This is a genomic window from Methanosarcina sp. 2.H.A.1B.4, assembly GCF_000979385.1.
Taxonomy (GTDB): Archaea; Halobacteriota; Methanosarcinia; order Methanosarcinales; family Methanosarcinaceae; genus Methanosarcina.
On record NZ_JJOV01000044.1, the window covers coordinates 22,565 to 43,237 of the forward strand.

A 20,673-nucleotide genomic window follows, 5' to 3' on the forward strand; every position below is an offset into this window, starting at 1 on the left:
GGCCCTTATTTGCCTGAAACTTTTGGCATCCTGACTCCGGGGATCAGGCCTATGAATCTGCCAACGCGCCTGTAGCGTTCCAGCATGTCCTGTTCCTGCCTGATATCTTCAAGTTTTTCAAAAATGTACAGGTTTTCAGGAACATTGGGGATCTGGGCTCTGAGGAAATTGAGCAGAGAATCAAGTTGCCTGTCCAGTTCTTTTTTGTCTTTTTCAAGGTCCTGGAAAATCCACTCCCTGACCTTCTGGCTTACAGTGCACACGATTTTTTCCGTGGGAGTACCCTTTGCCTTCAGGCAGGCTGTCCTTGCTCTGTACCGGATTCCGGAAAGTGTCTCTTTTAACTTCTGTTCCAGAACTACCTTTCCAATCCTGGGATACTCTTTTTTCACAGTTTTCTGTGCAAGAATAACGTCTTCTTCCATAGCCTCCAGAAGACCTGAAACCCTATCAAAAGCTGCAACACAGGTCTCAAGCAGTTTTTTCTGAGCAGGCAGATCTCCGGGAGTCAGAGTTCCTGCTGCTCTAAGAAGCCCTGTGAACTCTCCCAGAATTTCCAGAAGCCTCTGATTTTCTTCCAGATCCCTGATCTCATGGGCTAGCTTTGAGAGGTATATCTCACTTCCGAGCCTTGCACCCCTCTCCGGACTGTCGCTGAAAAGTATTTGCAGGAAAGTCTCGTAAAATGGAGAGTAGAACTCAGGGATGGCGGTGTCAACAGAAGTTCCAAATGCTTCTTTAAAGTATTTGACAGCTTCCTTAAGTCCGAAAAGATAAGTGGCCTCATTTTCCGCCCTGAGGGCTCTCCAGAGGGAAGCTCTTCCAAGGGAGCGGAGTGCGTACCTGCGGACATAAATATAAGGGTTATCGATCAGAACCTGCAGGTCTCTCCATGCCCGTGTTTTATCAGGCACATAGAAAAAGGCAGGGCCAAGAGCTCGTGTTGCAGCCCGCTGCACAAAACTGTCGCTATGAGTTGAAAGCCTGATAAGGTCACTCCAGGCTTTTCCTTTGTCCTGAATATCTGTATATCCGGATGCAAGAGCAAGTACCGCCCCTTTCCTGACTTCCCTATCCTCAACGGATGTAAGCCTCAACAGATCGTTCCATGCCCTCTGTTTATTCTCGGAATATGTAAATGCAACGGCAAGAAGCTCTGCCGCTCTTTTCCGGACCCGGGCATCCTGGCTTTCAGTGAGTTTGACAAGGTCATAAAAAACTCCGGATTTTTCCTCAACCGCTGGGAATACATGGGAAAGCAGCCCCGCAGTGCCCTTTCTGACTCCTGTGTCTCCATCCCCTGATATTTTAAGAAGTTCACTCCAGATATCCTGCGTCTTGCCTTCCTTTCGAGAATAAAGAGTGAGTAGAGACTCGATTGCGCCTCTCCGCATCTGCGGGTCCGGGTCCTGTATCAGGCTTAGCAGCTCTCCTATGACTTCTTTCTTATCCGGCAGGTGAGGGTATGCCCTGGCAAAGGACTCAGCTGCGTCTTTTCGTACATAGCTGTCCCTGTCACCAGTCAGCTTCAGGAGGTCAAAAGCAGGTTTTCTATTTTCTGTTTCTGATGCCAGCTCGTAAAAACCTGCAGGTTTACTTTTCTCTTCTCCCTCCCACTTTCCTGCCATTTTTACCCAGTTTTCTCTCTTTTCCCTCCATTCTTCTTTCTCTTTATTTTTTCCTGTTTCCGTTTCCACTTCATTTATCTCATACCCATTACAGAATTGAGGGCAGACAGAAGCAAGAGTATTTACGACTCTCCTGAGCACATAACTATCCTTCTTTTCAGCCAGATGCACAAGGTCCGAATATGCCTGATTTTTGTCGGACACGTGTGGAAAAACCTTACTGAGAGTATCAGCTGCGGTTCTCCGGACATATTCGTCCTCATCCCCTGTGAGTTCAATAAGTTTCTTCCAGACGAGATCTTTGTCGTCCAGGCCCGGGAATACAGCTGAAAGCGCATCTGCAGCAGTATCCCTTACGTACCCGTCCCTTGCCCTGGTGAGCCTCAGGAAATCAGCCCATACCCTGGTTCTGTCGGGCATATAAGGAAATATAGCCACAAGGGTATCTACTGCCTGCTTTCTTACAGGCCCACTCTCATTTTCCGTAAGCCTGAAAATGTCTTCCCATGCCCTTTTTTTATCCGGCACAGAAGGATAGACAGAAGGCGGAGCAAGCAACATTTCCTTTTGCACGGTCTGATCCACGGATTTTCCTGCCAGTTCCAGCATCTCTTCCCAGGCCTCATCTTTCTTTTCATCAGGCAAAGATGGAAAAACCTCCCCAATAGACCTTGCAGCCAATTCTCTTACCTTTGAATCCCCGGATTCGCCTGCCAGTTTCAGTAATTCTTCCCAGGCGTCATTTTTCCTTCCACCCGGCATTTCATGAAAAACAATGTTTAAAAAAGAAGCCGCTTTTTCCCGCACATAAGAGTCATCTGAAAAAGTCATCTCAAGCAGGTCTTCCCAGGCCTGCCCCTTATTCGGGATCTCACGGACCACGTCAGGAAGCAGGCGGACGATTCCCCTGCTAACGTCTTCCATACTTGATTTTGAATTTACCAGTCCGACCAGATCTTTCCATGCCCGGTCTTTATCATGCATAAGTGGAAAAACAGCAATCAGAGCATTTACTGCCTTTCTCATCACTCCCTCTGACGGATAAGCCGTAAGGTTTACAAACCTCTCCCAGACAAGTTCCCTGTCCGGTACATTAGGAAAAACAGTCTGAAGGGAATTTACAGCCTCTTCCCTTACCTCATTGTCTCTGTCAGAGCAAAGCCTTAAAAGGTCTTCGAATGCCTGCTTCCGCTCTGGAAAAACCTCAAAAAGGGCTCCAAGCTTTCTTGCAGCCTTTATCCTCTCATCCGAAACCTGACTGAAAGTCTTATCATGTATACCTGGCTGGTCACTCAAAAATTTCCACCAACTGCTGCTCTAATCCCTTCCGATTTGCTATATTTGAGTTTAGCAGGTTTGTTTCTTATAAAGACACCGGACTATATATGATATTTTAACATTTATGTCTAATAAATATATCCTCGTGAGGTATGTATATATAGTGTGAGCTATATATATAAATGGCAATCAAAGAGTATAACTTTTCTAATATTTCCGGATTTTTGATTGATTGCAGTACAGCATATTGAAAAATGAATGCATGATATAAGGAGTATTTTATGGAGTTTACGGATTCAGCGATAACTTTTAGGCAAAAAAATATAGTAATAAAGTCTCTTCGGTATATGGAAAGACATAAAAAAATTAGTCAGTATTGCGATGAATACAAAAAAAGCTGGCCTGAATTATCCTTTGATGAGGCAAGTAACTTAATCAGGATACTCGATAAGATGTCCTGGCAGTAACTATTTTTAGCTTCTATTCTTAGCTTCTTTCAGCTCTTTCTTATTTAGTTTCAAGTTTGTTTTTGCTCCATACTGTTGCTTTAGACAATTTGAGACAGGTGATATGCCGATTGGCTCCAGGGGTACGAGTCCAATACCTCGGGAGTTTGGGGCGCGGTCACAAGCAAATAAAACCCCCGACGTTTCCTTTTTCGCTGCCACTTTAAAACTCTTTAGTTTCCTCATACTCAGGGTATTCAACTTTTCCCATGAAAAGGATGCAATTTGTCCTCTTATCCTCTATGAAGAACATGAATGGATGGTCGGCTTTGAATTCCTTTGGTTTTGAGTCCCAGGAGATGCTCACGCCCATATCCATTTCCTCCATTGTTGCTGCGGCAGCTTCCGTGCCTTCTTCCTGCACATCTATAAATGCTTGATGAATTACTCTGGATATTGATAATGGACTGTTACTTATTCCTGAAAAGTTCGCCTGCCCAAAGGCATCCACAACGCCCATTTCGATTAGGGATTCGGAAAGCTCTGTTTTAGTCTCAAACTTAAATTTTGGAATCGTAGTCTCCACTTCCTCCACGAATTCCATGTCATTTTTAAGTTTAATGTAATCGTTCAGTGTGAATTCCGTTTCAAACTTTTCAATATTGTTGCCTTTCGGAAGCACGATGTACATGGATAAATCATTACCTTTATAAGGCAATTCTATAATTTTCGCCTTTGAGTTTTCGCCATATTTAAAATTATTACACATGTACATCATGTCCACAGAGACTTCTTTCCCTCCTGTCGGATAAAACGGTTTTTTGTCCGTCAGCTCCTTATCAAATTCATATACCCATTTTCCGTTAAAGTAAATTGCATTTGTAATTATTACTCGAGTATCAGCTGTAATTGAATTTTCCGGGACCAGGTCTTTTATTTTGTCCTTGGTCCTGGCTTCGACCCATTTATTTATAATATTCCTTGAGTCATCCGGTTTTCTCACAAAATCGAGAGTTGTCACTTCTCCGTCATAGTATTTTTTCACGTTGAAAATATACGCATCTTTTACGGGATATCTTTCCTGCACCCAGAGCGCATTTGCAGTTTGAAGCTCGTAATCGCCGGCATCGGAATTTATCTTGTCGTTTATTCTCTCCAAACGAACTTTCAAAACTGTTTTATTGGCGGGGAAATAAAATGCGTTTGAGATTTGTTCCTTCGTAGTGTTTTCAGCTCCCTCATAACAGATCGCCATGGCAGCCGATATGCTGTACGGCGAAAAGAAGACGTTCTTTTTATCTCCGGCTTCCAGCTGTGCCAGTTGCGAGTACATGTCAAAAGCAAAAGCATTGTTTGCGGCAGCGATGTCATAATCTTTAACCGAGCCCGCATTTATCGTATTTTCCGGAATTACAGCCGTATCTTCAACGCAGCCTGTACACAGCAACGTTAAAGTAAATACTACAAACACAAATCTCCTTCGGGTCATGTATTATAATATCTTGAGGCCGTGTATAATAACATATTTAAATATTGTCAAAAGAATGCAGATTATCCTTAAAATGGCAAGATATAAGATCCTAAAAGCAGAAGTTGGCTTTTTTGAATAATACAGATTGTTTTTTGAATAGAGGAATACTCAATCGCCTCTGAATACACTGGAAAGTGTACCAACGGTCTGTAATTATATACTATTGTAATTTTATAGACTATAGACAGATCATACTGAGCTTTCTAAAGCTTCCAACGAAGTATTTATCTGTTATTATATTTATTCCAGTACACACATTAAATTTACTGATATCACTTTATTCTGGAACTAAGCAAACAGAGAAGAACATAACATTTTGGAAATGAAGGATGAAATAATGCGGCAACAGGATGTAATTCTCGGGCAACTGGCAGAAACAGTAACAGATCTTATCGAACCTGTAATCCCTTATCTGGTCATCGGGTCTAAAAAAGCGGCTGAAGAAGCTCGCAAAAAAGCAGGGCCTGAGGTCTGGGCGGTTAAGAAAAAGTTGTGGGAAAAACTGTTTTCGAGAGACAGGCCGGATTTGAAGGAAGCCGCAGGAGATCTGGTTATTGCACCCTCCGACCCGGAGGTAAAGCAGGTTTTAATTCGGGCAATTATGAACTCGTTTGAAAAGGACCCGGATTTAGCTAAAGAAATTTCCTCTTTTATGGAAGATGAGATTATACAGAGAATGCTTCTCGAACAGAGGACGAGGGCTGAAGATGGTTCGGTCCAGCTTATAATACAAAATTCAAGTGAGAAAACCAGAGTGCTTGAAGAATTTAATAAGCTGCTTGAAGAATTCACCGCAAAAAACAATACTGTCAGTACTGCTCATGATTTAGAGCAGTTAGAAGCCGGGCAGGGAAAAGAAGAAACTATGGAAAAAGCCCTTGACTTTGCCTCTAAGATTCAATATGGAGATTTAAGGTCCCAGGCCCTTTCCTTGATTGTTCCGTATCTGAAGGGGCCAGACAAGGTAAAACTCATTGAAAAAACCCTTTACTCTACTTCCAATATTCAGGATGAAGACGAAAGAGCCAGGGTCCTTTCTTCACTTGTCCCTCACCTGAAGAGGCAGGGAAAAGAAGAAATTATTGAAGATATCCTTGACTTCTCTCCCCACATTCAATATGGGGATGCAAAATTCCAGATCCTTTCCTCGCTTGTTCCGCACCTTGAAGGCTCCGGAAATGAGGAACTTATGGAAAAAGCCCTTGAAATGGCAGCCGGGATTCAATCCGAATTTCTGAGAGTACAGGCTCTTTCTTTGCTGATCCCACACCTGAAAGGGCAAAGAAAAGAGGAAATCATAGAAGAAGCCCTTGAGTTGGCTTCCAATCTCAAAGATAAAGACATGAGGCCCCAGGCGCTTTCATTTATTATTCTGCATCTGGATGAAACAAGGAAAAAAGAACTTTTTGAAAAAGCCCTTGAGATGGCAACCAGGATTAAATCCGAGTCTCGGAGGGCTCAGGCGCTTTTTTCGCTTGTTCCGTATATTGGTGGGTCAGAAAAATAAGACGTTATGTGTCCTCTGCGCCCGCGTCTTTGATGTGCAGATTCAAAGCCAGGATGTAGAGGCTGACGACCAGTACCCAGGCCGGAAAGATCAGCGTCACCCATAAATTGAGGCCGATGCTCACCAGCAAGACGAGTGCCAGCGAATAGGTTAAAAAGGACAGCCAGCGCGGCATGATGCGGGTGCGCACCGAGATGGTGCCCAACGAGATCATGAATACGCCTGCCATGCGAATGGCATAGACATTGGTGATGTTAAATATCACCTCCCGACTAAAGGTGTATATGCCGCTGGTAATCAGCAAGTCTGGTTCGAGGGTATAGCTGGTCAGGAGCCCGCCGGCCAACGCCGCCGAGACAAAGGTCATGGCCAGGTAAAGCAGACCGCTGCCAAAGAACACGCTCGAAAAGAAACGGTCTTCCAACTGTCCCATGCGGTCGCGCACCACACCGATGAACCACAGGAAGGCGATCCCGGAGATGGGCACCAGACTCAGGCCCAGGGCTACGGTCTTTGCCCGCTCCTCCAGCCAGAAGTCGCCGTTGGCCGGATCGGGTGGGATAGAGAGCCGGATGAGCACATTGGCGGTGATGTTCAGCACGGCAAAGAGGATACCGGCAACGGCCGCAGCACGTGGCGTCTTGAGCCGCAGGTCATTCAAGGGACGTACTTCTTCGTTCATGATCTGTCTCCCAAAAGCTGGTAGTGTCTCATCAACGGTGATTTGATAGGTAGAGGCAGGTCTTGTGCCTACCCAAATTGGGCAACTACAAGGGTTCGTCCCTACATTTATCCCTCAAATTAATCTTGACACGCCAGTAGTAGGCTGTGTCACTGCGCTGGAACCTCTTCAACTTCACCGAGTGTGAAGGACACAATTTCCCATGATATTATTCCCCATTCGTTTAGAGGTCTGAACATGTGGTCCAGACATCAACATTTATATAACTTTTTTAATAAAAAGGATATTATAATATATATATTGAATACTTGTTTACCTTCTGTGAATGTTGTTTTTGCTTTGAATGTCGTGTCTTCTTTTGAGCACAAATTAAATTTTTGAATAGTTTTGGTGGGAACTAAACCTCTACAAAAAGATACAATTCGGCAGTCGTTAGCTTCCAGCCTTAAAGACAAAGACATGAGGCCACAGGCAATTTCATTTATTGTTCCTCATCTTGATGGGGCTATGGATCTGCCAAATTTATTGAATGATGTTGATTTGTTACCAGAATGATGTTTAAGGCTGCTTCTGAGAACTAAACAACCTTGGATTGTTTTAGTTTTTCGGGTACCGGGCTCTCACCGGCCTCAAATCAAAACCGACAGCTTTTCCCTTTTTACATAAGGGCACTCTTTTTACAATAGTATCTTTAACACATCATCACCTTTAATATATTATCAGTTTTTAATACATCATACATCATTTCAAATTAATTATTTTCAGATTAATAATCCAGGGTGAGTGTTATACATGAAAGAATCTGTTAGAAAACTTGGCCTCATAGGGGCTGGCCTGTGGGCAATGACCGAAGAAAAAGTAAATGAGCTTGTAAAAGACCTGGTTGACACAGGAGATATCAGCAAGGAAGAAGGCAAAAAAGTTGTTCAGGACCTGGTTGAAGAAAGCAGGAAACAGAGGGTTGACCTCGAAAAGAAAATATCTGAAAAGATTCAGGATGCTACCTCAAAGGCAGATTTCTTTACCAAAAAAGATATGCGTGAGCTAGAATCAAGGTTAGAGATTCTGGAGGACGAAGTCCAGAAAATGAAAAATAAAGAAAAGATGTTCTTCAAATGAGATCATCTTTTTCTGGTTAATATTGGCTGTATTTTTTCCTGCTTTATCTTGCTGGTTCTGTTTTGCAGGAGGAATTATTCTTACAGCTCTTTTATTCTTACAGCTCTTTTATTCTTACAGCTCTTTTATTCTTACAGATCTTCAATATCTATTTCGTCCTCAAGGCTTGAATTTTCGAGCAGATTCTCAAGTTCTGTAATGTTTTCTTCAAATTCCTGAATTTCTGCTTCGGTAAGTTCCTGTTCAGCTGAAGTATTTTCTTCTGCTCCGGGAATATTTGGGGCTATACCTGCTTCTTCAGCTTTAGATGTATCGTTTCCGATGCAACCGGACCCTGCAAGCCAGAAAATTAAAATTGAAAGCATAAGCACATGTATGAATTTTACCATTTTTTGCCCCCTTAATTCTCCAGTCCGTCCTCAGAGGAATTTTCGGATTCGTTCCCTGAGCTACTATTGGTTTCTCCAGAGGTCTCTGTATCAGTAAATTCAGTTCCCACGGAATTTCGGGTTCTGATTCTGTTTCTCACTTCACTTCTATGCGGCTCCAGCTCACTGAAGATTTCTTTCAGGATCTGGTTTGCCTCTTTTATCTCCTTGAGAGCACTTTGCTGATAATTGTCTGCTTTTTGCAGTTCTTCCTGAGTGGCGTTTTCTTTATTGTAGATCTTTTTTGCTGCCTCATTATTTTCCCTGGCTGAGTCCATCAGGGCATTGTAATTGGCAAGCTTTGCCTCAAGTTCAGTTGTATTAACACCGGTTTTGTTCAGGCTTTCGATTTCATTTTCAAGTTTTAGAGAAACTGCTTCGGATTTGTTTACAAATTTATCCAGACTCTCGCAGGCAGTCTGCCCGGTTTCCACTGCGGTCCGATTTCTAACATTGTTCCAGACGCCGCGTACCGATTCGGTTGCATTTGCAAAGTCTTCAAGGTCTTCGGCTTTTCCAATATCCTTCTTTTCGTCTTCCAGCTGGCTTATCCTGTCTTCAATAGCATCAATTCTGGCTTCTGTGTCGTCACCGTTTGACTGCTTAAGGTTATACTGCACTTTTTCAAGATGAGCTATCATATAATCAATGCTCGAGTTCAGATATTCCCTTGTGATTTCCAGTTCTTCTTTATTGTAGTTTCCTGACCTGAGCTGTTTTCGGATCGCAAGGAAATTTTTCTTTGAGCTTTGATAGTTATTTTTATGGACCTTGAGCTGTTCTTTTAACTGTGTCCTTTCCTGAGCTTCTTCTCGCAGTTGGTATCGTTCCAGAGTCCTATTCTCGGTTTGATTTCTGGCCGGAATTTTTTCCTTGATCAATTCCTGTTTCTGGAGAGTTTCAAGTGTCTTTTCATTCTTAGCATCATTACTTGCCCCAGCTCCATTCCCGGCAAGAGCCGCTGTCGATAGGATACTAAATACAATAAGTATGACAGTTAGACAAGATGCATAGCGTATTACTTTCCCAAATTTGCCCATATGACTTCCTCCATTTAAATTATTCAATTGTTACCTTATTTGGAGGGGGGAATATATAAGTATACTTTTCGTAAAAGAGATCATTAATTGGCAATTATAAAATCTAAAGCTTTATAAGTTCTATATTTGCTTAATAATGCTTTAAAACCCTTTATATCTTCTAATTTATACAAAATCGACGTAAAGTTTTTATATTTAATTCAACTTTTCTCATTGGTTATAAGTAAAAAATTTAATTAAGATTGTCTGTTTTGTCTTTTTTTCTTTCGTTTGGAAAATAAATTTACGGCATCATGCACTAAATCGAATATTCATGCAGTATAAGTTCGTCCCTCACATTTATCATATAAATTATAAAGTTGTCAGGCCGGTTATGTCAGATAAGCCTGAAAAATTAAAGTAAGATGATCGTGAGCTAAGCAAAAGGATCGAGCAAAAGATGAGTGAAACCGGATGAAACTTACAAAGAAAAACTGAATGAAAGAAACTGAATGAAAAAACTGAATGAAAAAACTGAATGAAAAAAACTGAATGAAAAAACGGGATCAATGATATTAATCCTTGAAAAGACGATTTTGAGAAAACGAGAGTAAGAAAAGATATTTTTCAGGTGAGGGCCATCTTTCAATCGAACTTACTCTTATTTTACTTCTTATTCTATTTTCATTTATTATTCTGTTTTCTTCCATCTCACCGTTTTCAGCTACTTTCACGTTTCTTCACTTTAGACTTAAAGTTCTTCAATTACTATTTCTTCCTCAAGGCTTGCATTTTCTAGCAGGTTCTCGAGTTCGGCCATATCAGAGTCAAGTTCCTGTATCTCAGCCTGGGAAAGTCCCATTTCCGAATCTTCTGATATCCCATTCCCTGCCTCGGCAACATTCGGGGCTGTTTCCTCCACTACAGTTGCATCGTTTCCGACGCAACCGGATCCTGCAAGCCAGACAATTAAAGCTGACAGTACAAGCAGGTGAGCGAATTTGACCATTTTCTGCCTCCTTAATTCTCCAATCTATCCTCTGAGAAGTTTTCGGTTCTGTTCCCTGAGCCAATGTTTATTCTCCTTTCGGAGAGGCTTTGTCCCGTTTACAGGAGTGCCGCTTATACAGATAAATTCTTATTAGTATTGTTTATACTTGTGGTATTATTAAGTTTGGTTTCCAATATTGTTATCTACTCTAATATTGTTAACTTCTTCAAAGTTATATTCTTTCAGTTCGTCGAAAATTACTCTGAGTATCTGGTTTGCCTTATTAACATTATTAAGAGATTCACGCAGATAATTGTTTGCCACTTCCAGGTTTTCCCGGGTAGCGTTCTCATCTTCATAAATAGAATCTGCAGCTTCTTTTTTATCCTGAGCAGCTTTTAGATATAAATTATAACTGGTAAGCCTTGTCTCAAGGTCCGCTGTTTTAACACCAGTCTCGTTCAGGCTCTCAATTTCAATCTCAAGTTTTTTAGAGAGATTTCCGGATTTGTCAAGGAATTCCCCTATTTTATGGCTAACAGTCTGTCCTGCGCCTGCCAGGCTGGTCTTCTGCGCATTATTCCATATTCCACGCACGGACCTGACCGTAACTACAAATTCTTGCTGGCTGGAAGCAGTTGCAACTTCGGCCTTTTCAGCCTCAAGCAGTTTTATAGTTTCATCTATGGCAACGATTCTTTCTTCTATTCCATTGCCATTTGAGTGCTGCATGTTGGTTTTTACGTTTTCCAGGTGGACTATCATATAACTAATACTTGAGTTAAGGTAGAGTCCTGTGGCATTTACAGCTTCTTCAGAATTGGGATCAAGTTTTCCTGCTCGAATTTGATTTCTTACCTTAAGGAAGTCCCCTTTTGCTTCCCGGTATTCGTTCTTCTGTAGCTGGAGCTCTTCATGTAGCTGTTTTCTTTCAAGTTTATACGCAGAAATCTTATCTTGATCCTGTGTTCTGACTCTGTCTTGATCCTGCATATTTTCAGGATCGGAATTCTCAGCGCCGTTAGCATCCTCTATACTATCTTTTTCGTTATTTTCTGAACCTGTATTGCCATTGGCATCCTCTATACTATCTTTTTCGTTATTTTCTGGACCTGTATTGCCTTTAGCATCCTCTATACTATCTTTTTCGTTATTTTCTGGACCTGTTTCTGAACCTGTAGCACTCTCGCCTGCATACTGGATCCCACTTCCATGCTCTGACGAGTCCTTAGTAGCAAGTGATCCTTCAGGCAGTACACAGAATAATATTAATATAAATGTAATATAAGCCAGATATCGAACAATTCTTGATTTTTTCATCTGACTGCCTCCTTTGGCAAGTTAAGATACTGTCATATTTAGATAGGGAGATATAAGCATACTTTTCGGAATAAGACTGATTAATAACAATAAATGGGCTTCCAAGCTTGATAGGATCTTTATTTTCTTGATAAAACTTTAATTTGCCTTCAGTACGTTTTAACTTCTTACAAGGAAAAGTAAAAGATTTATGCTAAAAACCCATTTAAAGCTTCGTGAATTTTAGAAAGCTCTGCAAAATCGCCTGCGTATTCATTTTCCTAATGTGTTTTCAGGGGAACGCACTTGCGGCGACTATTCACGGGACCGTGTATGAGTGGTACAGCTTCAAACCCCTCGAAAACTCAATAGTTGAGATCAACTCTACTCCGGAGCAGTCCTTTGTTGCAACGGATGCTGAATACTCTTTTAACCTTACTCCAGGAACCTACTTGATAACAGCCAATTATTTTGAAGAGGATACTATAGTTTATACGGCTGAAGAAGAAGTTATAGTTTCCGACGAAGGGGAATTCGTTCATGACCTTCTACTTTTCCCTACTTATCAGGAAGATCTTCTTGACCAGGGGGACTTCGAAAATGTTGACCTGGATTTTGAGGAGGCAGAGCCCCAATCTCAGGCAAGTTCGCAAAATAAGGTTAGCTCACAAAATACGGTTTTAACTTTTGCTTTACTTGCAATCTGTATCCTGCTACTGGCTGGTTATTTCGTGAAAAAGGAAAAAAGAAACCCTCCTGAAAAGACAGCAGGTTCCCCGGGGAAAAAGGGAAGTCTAAATGCATCAGAACTCAATGCATCAGAACTCAATGCATCAGAACTCAATGCATCAGAACCTGTAAATTTAACAATAGAGGTAGAGACCTCGGAACATGCCAAATCCAATAAAGCAGGTTCTATTGAAGTTTCAGAACCCGATCAAGAGCTTCCTTCATCTCTTAACGTTGAAGAATGGACTGGGAACACATCTGAGACAGAGATGCCCGTGCAGCAAAATGTAAAGCTGGCAGAAGATTCAAAGGTATCTATTAATCCCTCGGAAGAGGAATTTGATTCGTTTAGTCCCGGTGATCTGGAAATCCCTGAAGCAACTCTCCCTGATGACCTGAAAGAGATTATGAGTCTGATTCGAGCTAATGGAAACCGAATTACTCAGAGAGAACTTCGTAAAAAATCTCCGTATTCGGAATCTAAAGTAAGCCTTATGCTTTCGGATCTTGAAGAACGCGGATTGGTTGAAAAGTTCAAAAGGGGCAGAGGAAACATTATCCGAATTCCTGATGGAGAGGTTATCAAGCAGGGGTCCCAGAGCAAGAAGGAGTCAGGAGGAAACGGTACTTTATAAGAAAATGACTCTTTTCTTCACATCTTTTGAAAAACCGTCAATAGCAAACCCCGTAAATAGCAAACTATATAACTGAATTCATCTACTAAGCAGCAGGAAATATTAATAAAAGTTTGAAAGATCTGGCACATGATATTCCTTGATACCCTTTTTGCTTATTTATACATGATTACCTTCTACATTCAATGGAATGCCATTAAATGTAAACTGTATTATCATGGTAAAAATCAGGGCAAATATCTCTCAAAGATTAAGGCTGACGGAAATTTAGTGTCAGGATAAAGATCTTAAGGATCAGAATAAAGATCTTAAGGGTCAGAATAAAGATCTTAAGGGTCAGAATAAAGATCTTAAGGGTCAGAATAAAGATCTTAAGGGTCAGAATAATGAATTACAGAATAGAAGTAACGAATTATAAAATCATAACACATAAATTAAATTTATAATATCTAATTCGCCAGCAGATAGGTTATCAATAAGTTATGAAATCAGCTTTAAACAGTATAATTTGAGCCGGTGTCCATATGCTGATATATTATTATAACCTTGACAGTGAGCTGACTGAATAAGATTACTGGATATTAAATTTAATACATTTATTAATTTGATATTTATTAAATTGATACATTTATTAAATTAATATATTATTACTTAAACTTCATATCTAATTATTATAAATTGCATGAGGGACAGTATGCGAGTTTCCATGGACATTGAATTAAAAGATGTGCCCGGGCAGATGCTTTTAGCCCTCCAGCCTCTTTCGGAATTTAAGGCTAACCTGATAACTGTTTTACACCACCATCAGAAGCGGACCCCCAGAAAAACAGTTCCTGTACAGCTTGTACTTGAGATAAAGCCTGAGAACATCGGAGCAATAAAAGCAAAGCTTGAGGAAAACGGGATAAAAGTTGTAAGGGTTGGAGAACACCGTTTCAGAGAGAGCATAAATGTAGTCCTTATAGGGCACGTGGTCCATACAGGGATCCAGGACACGATTGATGAAATTGACAAGACCGGGTTTGCGGAGGTAGTTGACATCTCGCTATCCATGCCGGGTATTAATCTGCTTTCTTCAGCTCTGATCAGAATCGATGCTGTGGGTAAAGAGGATCTGCAAAAGGCGCTTGACATCCTTAAAAAAGTCTCGGTAAGAAAAGACCTGCTTATGGTTCTTCCAATAGACATCCATGCCTGAAAAAACATAGGAGATTTGAAAACATGAAAACAGTGCGCTGCTCTATTCTAGGATTTGGTGCAATTGGACAGGGTGTAGCCGAGGTACTCCTTATGAAAAAAGAGTATCTGGAAAGTATCGGGCTGGAAGTTCTGGTGGTTGCGGTTGTGGATTCTAAAGGGGCTACTGTTAACCCCGACGGAGTGGATCTGGCAGACTGCCTTTCCCGCAAGAGGACAGGGGGCACGGTTGCCATAGATAAGCTCACAGGTGTTGAGGTTATAAGGTCCGTAGACCATGAGCTGGTAATCGAAACCACTCCTACAAATATTGTCACTGGAGGAGCAGGTCTTCAGAACATGATTGCAGCTTTCGAGACCGGCAAAGATGTTATTACCTCCAATAAAGGACCTCTTACCCTGAAGTACAGAGAACTGATGGAAGCTGCGAAAGCAGCCGGATCAAACTTCAGGTTCGAAGCTACAGTCGGCGGCTCCATGCCCATTATTAACCTGGCAAATGAAGTCCTTGCTGGAAATAAACTCCGAAGCATCAAAGGAATTCTTAACGGGACCTGTAACTATATCCTCACCAGAATGCTCGAGGAAAGGGCAAGTTATAAAGATATTCTTGCCGAGTCCATGGAACTCGGAATTGCCGAAACCGATCCGACATATGACGTTGAAGGAATTGATACGGCCTGCAAACTGGTAATTCTTGCCAATTCAATTTTCGGGCTTGATGCGACATACAGGGACGTTGAGGTTACAGGAATCACGAAGATCACGCCTGAGGCCCTGGAAATGGCTTATGAAAGAGGGCATGTGATAAAGCTTATAGGAGAGGTCAGCAGGGAAAGAATACATGTTGCTCCCAGGCTTGTGCCTATCAACCATCCACTCGCTGTAAAAGGCACCCTTAATGTGGCTTCTATAGACACTGAGCTTGCAGGAGAAATTACGGTTACAGGCAAAGGCGCAGGTCCGATCGAAACAGCAAGCGCAGTTCTCAGTGACCTGGTTGCAATTTACGGAAATCGATAAGTACTGGAAATATCGGCCTTCAGAGACCAGAATCTGAAAAAACATAAAACGAAAAAGCTGCGTGGACCATGACAAGCTTCAGGGAATTTGCAGAAATCTGCCAGACGATTGAAAAAATATCGAGCACTATAGAAACTACAAATAAGGTTGCTGACCTTCTCAAAAAGGTTGACGTCGAAGAGCTGCCTCTTGCAACTCACTTTATTATGAGTGAGGTTTTTCCTGCCTGGAGTGGGGAGCAGCTCGGGATTGGCACAAGCCTGCTTTATGTTTCCCTTTCCAAAGCCTCAGGTATGTCTGTACAAAGTATAGAATCTCTTATCCGGACCACTGGAGACATCGGGGATACCGCACTTCTTATCCTTAAAGAAAAAAGAAAAAATCAGGTGACATTTTCTTCTTTCCTCGAAGAGCAGCCAGAGCTTTCAATAACTGAGGTTTACCAGCGTTTCAAGACCGCATCCGAAGCTTCCGGCAAAGGTTCACAGGACGTTAAGGTCAGAAACCTTCAGTTTCTATTTACTTCATCAACCCCGAGGGAAGCAAAATACATCTCCAGGCTTGCACTTGAGGAACTCCGCATAGGAGTAGGGGAAGGAGTTGTAAGGGATGCCATTGCAAAAGCCTTTTCCGTCCCTGCAGATGTAGCAGAACATGCCTTTATGGTCACAAACGACCTCGGAATAGTGGCTGCAACTGCCAAGAAAGGTGGGGTAGAAGCCCTCGAAAGTCTCGGGATCGAAATTAACCGTCCCATAAAGATGATGCTTTCGCAGATCAGCCCTGATATAGATGCCGATATCAGGGATATGAAGGAAGCTGCAATTGAGTGGAAATTCGACGGGGCAAGAGTCCAGATCCACAAGAGTGGTAATTCGGTTACTCTTTTTTCACGAAAGCTTGAAAACGTCACAAATTCCCTCCCTGACCTTGTCGAAATAGTCCGGAAACATGTAAAGGCTGAGTCCGCAATCCTTGATGGGGAAGCCGTTGCAGTAGATGAAAATGGGAGGCCTAAAGCCTTTCAGGAGATCCTTAAGCGTTTCCGGCGCAAGTACGATGTTGAAGAAAAAATGCTCGGAATTCCTATCCAGCTCAACCTCTTTGACATCATGTACCTGAACGGCAGAACCCTGATTGATCTCCCTCTTGTTGAGCGGCGAAAAGCGCTTGAATCCTGCGTGGAGAGCTCCGTTGAGGACTCAAAATCCATCTGCGTGGACGAGCAGGTGATAACCGGAGACCTCGAGGTTGTGGAAAAAATCTACAGGGAAGCCTTAAGAGCCGGGCACGAAGGCGTCATGGTCAAAAATCCGAACTCATTATATTCCCCCGGCAAGCGCGGTAAAAACTGGCTGAAGAAAAAATCCCTTATGGAAACCCTTGACCTTGTAATCGTGGGGGCAGAATGGGGCTTTGGGCGTAGGGCAAACCTGATAGGCTCGTATTCAGTTGCCTGCTACGATCCCGAGACTTTACGCTTCCTGCAGGTCGGCAAGGTGGGTACGGGTCTTTCCGATGAGCAGCTCAAAGAACTTACAGAGATGCTCTCAGGGCTAATGGAAAGCGGAGAAGCCGGAGGGGTATTTGCCATAAGGCCAAAGGTTGTTCTGGAAATCGCCTTTGAGGAAATCCAGAAAAGCCCCAACTACGACTCGGGCTTTGCACTTCGTTTTCCCCGCTTCATCCGTATCCGGGACGATAAAGACCCCGAAGAAGCAGATACAATCCAGCGGATCGGGCGCGTCTATAGCCAGCAACTGAAAAGGCTCTGAAAGGCTTATATCCACTATATTTTGAAAGATTAGTTAGAGTAAGCAAAATAATTGAGTTAAAACAGAACGGGTAAAACAGAACTGTTAAAAATATACTGTTAAAAATTAATGTGGCCTGTTTAAGGATGGATCAAACATACTTGAACAGGTCGTCCCTTTTCATTTCGTGCAGCCTATCCCGGAGAAGTCCCTTTAAGGCTTTCAAATCTCCTTTTTTAGCACTTATAGGAGCGATGATATGCTTCCAGTTCTGCCATGGAGGCTCAAGTCCGAGACGAACTGAAACCTCGTCAAGGAGATAGTCATATTCGTCTGCTTTTACTTTGTCCATCTTGTTTGTAGCAACGATTGTGTCAATCCCGAGTTCCCTCATGAAATCAAACATTTCAACGTCGATAGGAATCTGGTTCCTTGAATCCCAGCGGTCGACTACTTCCGGGAAAGCCGGGCCGTCTATTACAAGGACCCCGAGTTTGATCCTTTCGGCATTCTTTTCGATATAGCGTACTGTCTGGTCTTTTACAATATCCTGTTTCCGGTCTTTCACTCCGCTCATGAAGCCGAAGCCCGGCATATCCGTGATAAGAAGGTCTGACGCCTGGGCGTGTATGGGACGCAGGGTAACGCCTGGGCGTCTTCCAACCCTTACTTTTGCTCCGAAGATCTCCCTGAGAAGGGAGGACTTGCCCACATTTGAGCGCCCTACAAAAATAATCTCAATATTTACGCCGTGTTCAGCTGCAGTCTTGCTGGTTTCCATTTTATTTTACCTCACTTGCTTCCCCGAGTCTGGCATCGAAAGCCCGGAGGAAAACCTCCAGCGAATCTTCGGGGATGCGCGCTCCTGCTGCAACAGGGTGCCCGCCGCCGCTTCCTCCAAACTTAGGTGCAACCGAGCGAAGGATACGATTTACATCCACATTTCCGCGGGAACGTATGCTAAGATCATACACGCCTTTTCTCTCACGGTACTCGGCTGCAATTCCCACTTCTCTCTGGCCGTAGGAGGCTGCATAGATCGCTGCCTTTGAAATAGAGTTATTCGTATTTACAATATACGCACTGTTTTTCAGGACTTTCACGTTTTCTTTAACAAAAAGCCGGGTTTTCTCTTCATTAATTGCAGCTTCCCTGGCAAGCTCGAGCAGGTCGGGTATATTTGAAGGAATTACGTCCTTTGATAGGGGTTCAATCAGGGTTCTTTTAAACTCGTATTCTTTTCCTTTCTGGAGTATTGCCTGGATCAGGGCTCCAGCCTGGAAATAGAGGCTTCTTTTGTCCCAGTCTCTTACCCAGCTCTTTACACAGGGCGTGTTGTCACAGAAGTCCCCTATAGCCCCGTAGATTGCTACCCTCCGCATTTCCGGGCTCAGGAGCTCTTCAAAGACCCTGTAGGTGAGCTCTGAGGCACATACTCCCGTATCGTGATAAAACCAGTCTTCTTTTCTGCATCTTTCCGGAAGGGGATGGTGATCTATGTAGTGGAGGTTGCATTCTTCCGCAAGTTCCTCAAGTGTTGAGAGGAGTTCCGAGCAGTGCCTTTCCTCGATTGCAATATCGCAGATTATAATATTCTCAACGTCCTCAATGAGATCTAACGTATCGAGAAGGCTGACCGGACTTGTAAAGTAGATATATGCGTCCGGATAGGCACTTTTTGCAATTGCCCCTGAACATATCCCGTCAGAGTCTCCATGGGTCAGGATCAGGGTTTTTGCTTTAGGCTGGTTCTGGAGTTCTTTCATGTTTTGATTCCGTTTTCTTCTTTTAGAAGGTATATTTTTGTTTTGATCTCTTTTTAAGGCGTCTGATTTTTGAATTTCATTCAACGGTTTTATGAAAGTTCTACGTTCTAATTGTTAATTTTATCTTTTTATTCTAATGAGCTGACAGTTCTGATCGACTGGTGGACCTATTCCGGAATCCCTGAGAGGCTGTCTTAAAATTAAATAATACCTGTACCAAGATTGTTCGTCAATGTCAGAACAGACTGAAAGACTTCCTTATCCTAGTGATTTATCTGATAGAGAATGGAATCTAATCAAGCCTCATATCCCAAATCCCCCAACCAATCGAGGCAAAAAACGTGTTCATCCCTATCGGGAAATATTGAATGGCATATTCTATTTGCTACGTTCTGGTTGTGCCTGGCGAATGTTACCACACGAATTTCCACCATGGCAAACTGTCTACCACTATTTCCGTCTTTGGCGTCTTTACGGAATTTGGGAGCGCATCAATGCTGCGCTAAGAACTGAACTGAGAATTTCAAATGGCAGAGAACCAGAACCGAGTGCAGCGATTTTGGATAGTCAATCAGTCAAAACCACAGAAACACCTGGAGTACGCGGCTATGATGCTGGCAAGAAAGTCAAAGGACGAAAACGCCACATTCTGGTGGATACAACAGGGCTACTATTAATGGTTGTAGTTCATGCAGCGAATATTCAGGATCGAGATGGAGCTAAACTTGTTCTGGAACAAATTAAAGGAACATTCTCTCGATTACAGCTTATTTGGGCTGATGCTGCTTATGCTGGTCAACTGATTGATTGGGTCAATGTAATGTGTGGATGGGTACTGGAAATAGTTAAGCGCAGCGACGATGTCAAAGGTTTTCAAGTACTTCCTCGTAGATGGATAGTAGAGCGTACATTTGGATGGCTAGGTCGTTATCGGCGTTTGAGCAAAGATTATGAAGGATTAACAGAGTCCAGTCAAGCCTTCATTTATGCTGCTATGATCCATATAATGAGCAGAAGACTGGCTAATATAGTAACTTTACCCGAATGAAAAATGAATATTCAGACAGCCTCTAAGAGAATCTTCGGAGATTCCGAATCACTGTACAGCACCGATACATACCAGTTCGATGATCATTCAAAGTATGTGGCAGACAGTTTTGATCCCGAGGAAAAGGCAAAAAGACGGAAAGAAGTGTTTCCAAAAGACTGTGAGAAAGCCTTTGAGATGGGGGCAGGGTTCGTAAAGCGGCAAAAAGCTATGGAAGTAAAGAAGTAAAAGCAATAAAAATTGAGTCACTTTACTCCCTGAAACCGATTTATAATTCCTATAATATCGAAAATCTCCGCCAGCTTGTCTGGCGGCCCTTCAAAAAAAGCAGAATGAGAAGAAGAAGTTTAAAATAATTAATAAAACAATAAAACGGATGTGAAAAATGTATTTTTCAGGTCTCGTTAATCCCGCTTCTTTTGAGTCTTTTCAGACTTTTGCCGTTTTTAATTATTGTTTTCCAAGGCTCTGGTTTGTTTCAATTGTCTTTATATACTGTTATCATTTCTTGTGCTTATTTTTTGGTTCTTCTTTTATCTTAATTCTTCTTTTTGAGACAAGCCGCTCTCCTGCGTAGAGCGGGAAAAGAACGA

General features: G+C 42.4%; 18 protein-coding genes. 8 read left to right on the plus strand and 10 right to left on the minus strand.

Annotated elements, in window-relative coordinates; all coding sequences use genetic code 11:
- Nucleotides 1-5: 5 nt before the first annotated feature.
- Nucleotides 6-2,924, minus strand: coding sequence for a HEAT repeat domain-containing protein (locus EO92_RS07110; protein WP_048170394.1), 2,919 nt, complete (start codon nucleotides 2,922-2,924; stop codon nucleotides 6-8).
- Nucleotides 2,925-3,575: 651 nt separating this feature from the next.
- A complete protein-coding gene (locus EO92_RS07125; protein WP_048170397.1) occupies nucleotides 3,576-4,841 on the minus strand; it encodes a serpin family protein in 1,266 nt (421 codons plus the stop codon).
- Between the two features lie 379 nt (nucleotides 4,842-5,220).
- Between EO92_RS07125 and EO92_RS07130 the strand changes: the two genes are divergently transcribed.
- On the plus strand, nucleotides 5,221-6,390 hold the full coding sequence (locus EO92_RS07130) for a hypothetical protein (protein WP_048170449.1): 1,170 nt from the start codon (nucleotides 5,221-5,223) through the stop codon (nucleotides 6,388-6,390).
- Between the two features lie 4 nt (nucleotides 6,391-6,394).
- Here the strand turns inward: EO92_RS07130 and EO92_RS07135 are convergent, their stop codons facing one another.
- Nucleotides 6,395-7,072, minus strand: a complete 678-nt coding sequence (locus EO92_RS07135) for a hypothetical protein (RefSeq protein WP_048161157.1) — start codon at nucleotides 7,070-7,072, stop codon at nucleotides 6,395-6,397.
- 792 nt (nucleotides 7,073-7,864) lie between these two features.
- Between EO92_RS07135 and EO92_RS07140 the strand changes: the two genes are divergently transcribed.
- The gene (locus EO92_RS07140; RefSeq protein ID WP_048161156.1) at nucleotides 7,865-8,191 is read left to right on the plus strand and encodes a phasin family protein; all 327 of its coding nucleotides are present in this window, start codon (nucleotides 7,865-7,867) and stop codon (nucleotides 8,189-8,191) included.
- Between the two features lie 131 nt (nucleotides 8,192-8,322).
- Here EO92_RS07140 and EO92_RS07145 read toward each other — a convergent pair whose 3' ends face one another.
- From EO92_RS07145 to EO92_RS07160, 5 genes are all read right to left on the minus strand, one after another.
- Nucleotides 8,323-8,580 (minus strand): hypothetical protein, encoded by a 258-nt coding sequence (locus EO92_RS07145; protein WP_048133439.1) that lies wholly within the window; start codon nucleotides 8,578-8,580, stop codon nucleotides 8,323-8,325.
- Nucleotides 8,581-8,591: 11 nt separating this feature from the next.
- Nucleotides 8,592-9,659, minus strand: coding sequence for a hypothetical protein (locus EO92_RS07150; RefSeq protein WP_235283233.1), 1,068 nt, complete (start codon nucleotides 9,657-9,659; stop codon nucleotides 8,592-8,594).
- Nucleotides 9,660-10,213: 554 nt separating this feature from the next.
- Complete coding sequence (locus EO92_RS17615) at nucleotides 10,214-10,372, minus strand: hypothetical protein (RefSeq protein WP_156165753.1); 159 nt, start codon at nucleotides 10,370-10,372, stop codon at nucleotides 10,214-10,216.
- Between the two features lie 17 nt (nucleotides 10,373-10,389).
- Nucleotides 10,390-10,647, minus strand: coding sequence for a hypothetical protein (locus EO92_RS07155; RefSeq protein WP_048133441.1), 258 nt, complete (start codon nucleotides 10,645-10,647; stop codon nucleotides 10,390-10,392).
- A 159-nt stretch (nucleotides 10,648-10,806) separates the two neighbouring features.
- Nucleotides 10,807-11,949 (minus strand): chromosome segregation ATPase, encoded by a 1,143-nt coding sequence (locus EO92_RS07160; RefSeq protein WP_235283234.1) that lies wholly within the window; start codon nucleotides 11,947-11,949, stop codon nucleotides 10,807-10,809.
- A 263-nt stretch (nucleotides 11,950-12,212) separates the two neighbouring features.
- Between EO92_RS07160 and EO92_RS07165 the strand changes: the two genes are divergently transcribed.
- From EO92_RS07165 to EO92_RS07180, 4 genes are all read left to right on the plus strand, one after another.
- Nucleotides 12,213-13,292 carry a winged helix-turn-helix transcriptional regulator gene (locus tag EO92_RS07165; RefSeq protein ID WP_235283235.1) on the plus strand — a complete coding sequence of 360 codons (1,080 nt, stop codon included), beginning with the start codon at nucleotides 12,213-12,215 and terminating at the stop codon, nucleotides 13,290-13,292.
- A 694-nt stretch (nucleotides 13,293-13,986) separates the two neighbouring features.
- Nucleotides 13,987-14,490 carry an amino acid-binding protein gene (locus EO92_RS07170; RefSeq protein ID WP_048133654.1) on the plus strand — a complete coding sequence of 168 codons (504 nt, stop codon included), beginning with the start codon at nucleotides 13,987-13,989 and terminating at the stop codon, nucleotides 14,488-14,490.
- On the plus strand, nucleotides 14,487-15,512 hold the full coding sequence (locus EO92_RS07175) for a homoserine dehydrogenase (RefSeq protein WP_255350334.1): 1,026 nt from the start codon (nucleotides 14,487-14,489) through the stop codon (nucleotides 15,510-15,512). Before EO92_RS07170 ends, EO92_RS07175 begins: the two co-directional genes overlap by 4 nt.
- 68 nt (nucleotides 15,513-15,580) lie before the next feature.
- Nucleotides 15,581-17,287 (plus strand): ATP-dependent DNA ligase, encoded by a 1,707-nt coding sequence (locus tag EO92_RS07180; protein ID WP_048170403.1) that lies wholly within the window; start codon nucleotides 15,581-15,583, stop codon nucleotides 17,285-17,287.
- Between the two features lie 130 nt (nucleotides 17,288-17,417).
- Here EO92_RS07180 and engB read toward each other — a convergent pair whose 3' ends face one another.
- Together engB and EO92_RS07190 are read right to left on the minus strand one after the other, a co-directional pair.
- Nucleotides 17,418-18,047: a GTP-binding protein EngB gene (gene engB, locus EO92_RS07185; protein WP_048161152.1), complete on the minus strand. Its 630-nt coding sequence runs from the start codon at nucleotides 18,045-18,047 to the stop codon at nucleotides 17,418-17,420.
- Nucleotide 18,048: 1 nt separating this feature from the next.
- Nucleotides 18,049-19,032 carry a DHHA1 domain-containing protein gene (locus tag EO92_RS07190; RefSeq protein ID WP_048170406.1) on the minus strand — a complete coding sequence of 328 codons (984 nt, stop codon included), beginning with the start codon at nucleotides 19,030-19,032 and terminating at the stop codon, nucleotides 18,049-18,051.
- A 232-nt stretch (nucleotides 19,033-19,264) separates the two neighbouring features.
- Here EO92_RS07190 and EO92_RS07195 point away from each other — a divergent pair, with 232 nt between their 5' ends.
- Together EO92_RS07195 and EO92_RS07200 are read left to right on the plus strand one after the other, a co-directional pair.
- The gene (locus EO92_RS07195) at nucleotides 19,265-20,080 is read left to right on the plus strand and encodes an IS5 family transposase (protein ID WP_048170407.1); all 816 of its coding nucleotides are present in this window, start codon (nucleotides 19,265-19,267) and stop codon (nucleotides 20,078-20,080) included.
- A 3-nt stretch (nucleotides 20,081-20,083) separates the two neighbouring features.
- A complete protein-coding gene (locus EO92_RS07200; protein ID WP_048170409.1) occupies nucleotides 20,084-20,308 on the plus strand; it encodes a hypothetical protein in 225 nt (74 codons plus the stop codon).
- Nucleotides 20,309-20,673: the final 365 nt, after the last annotated feature.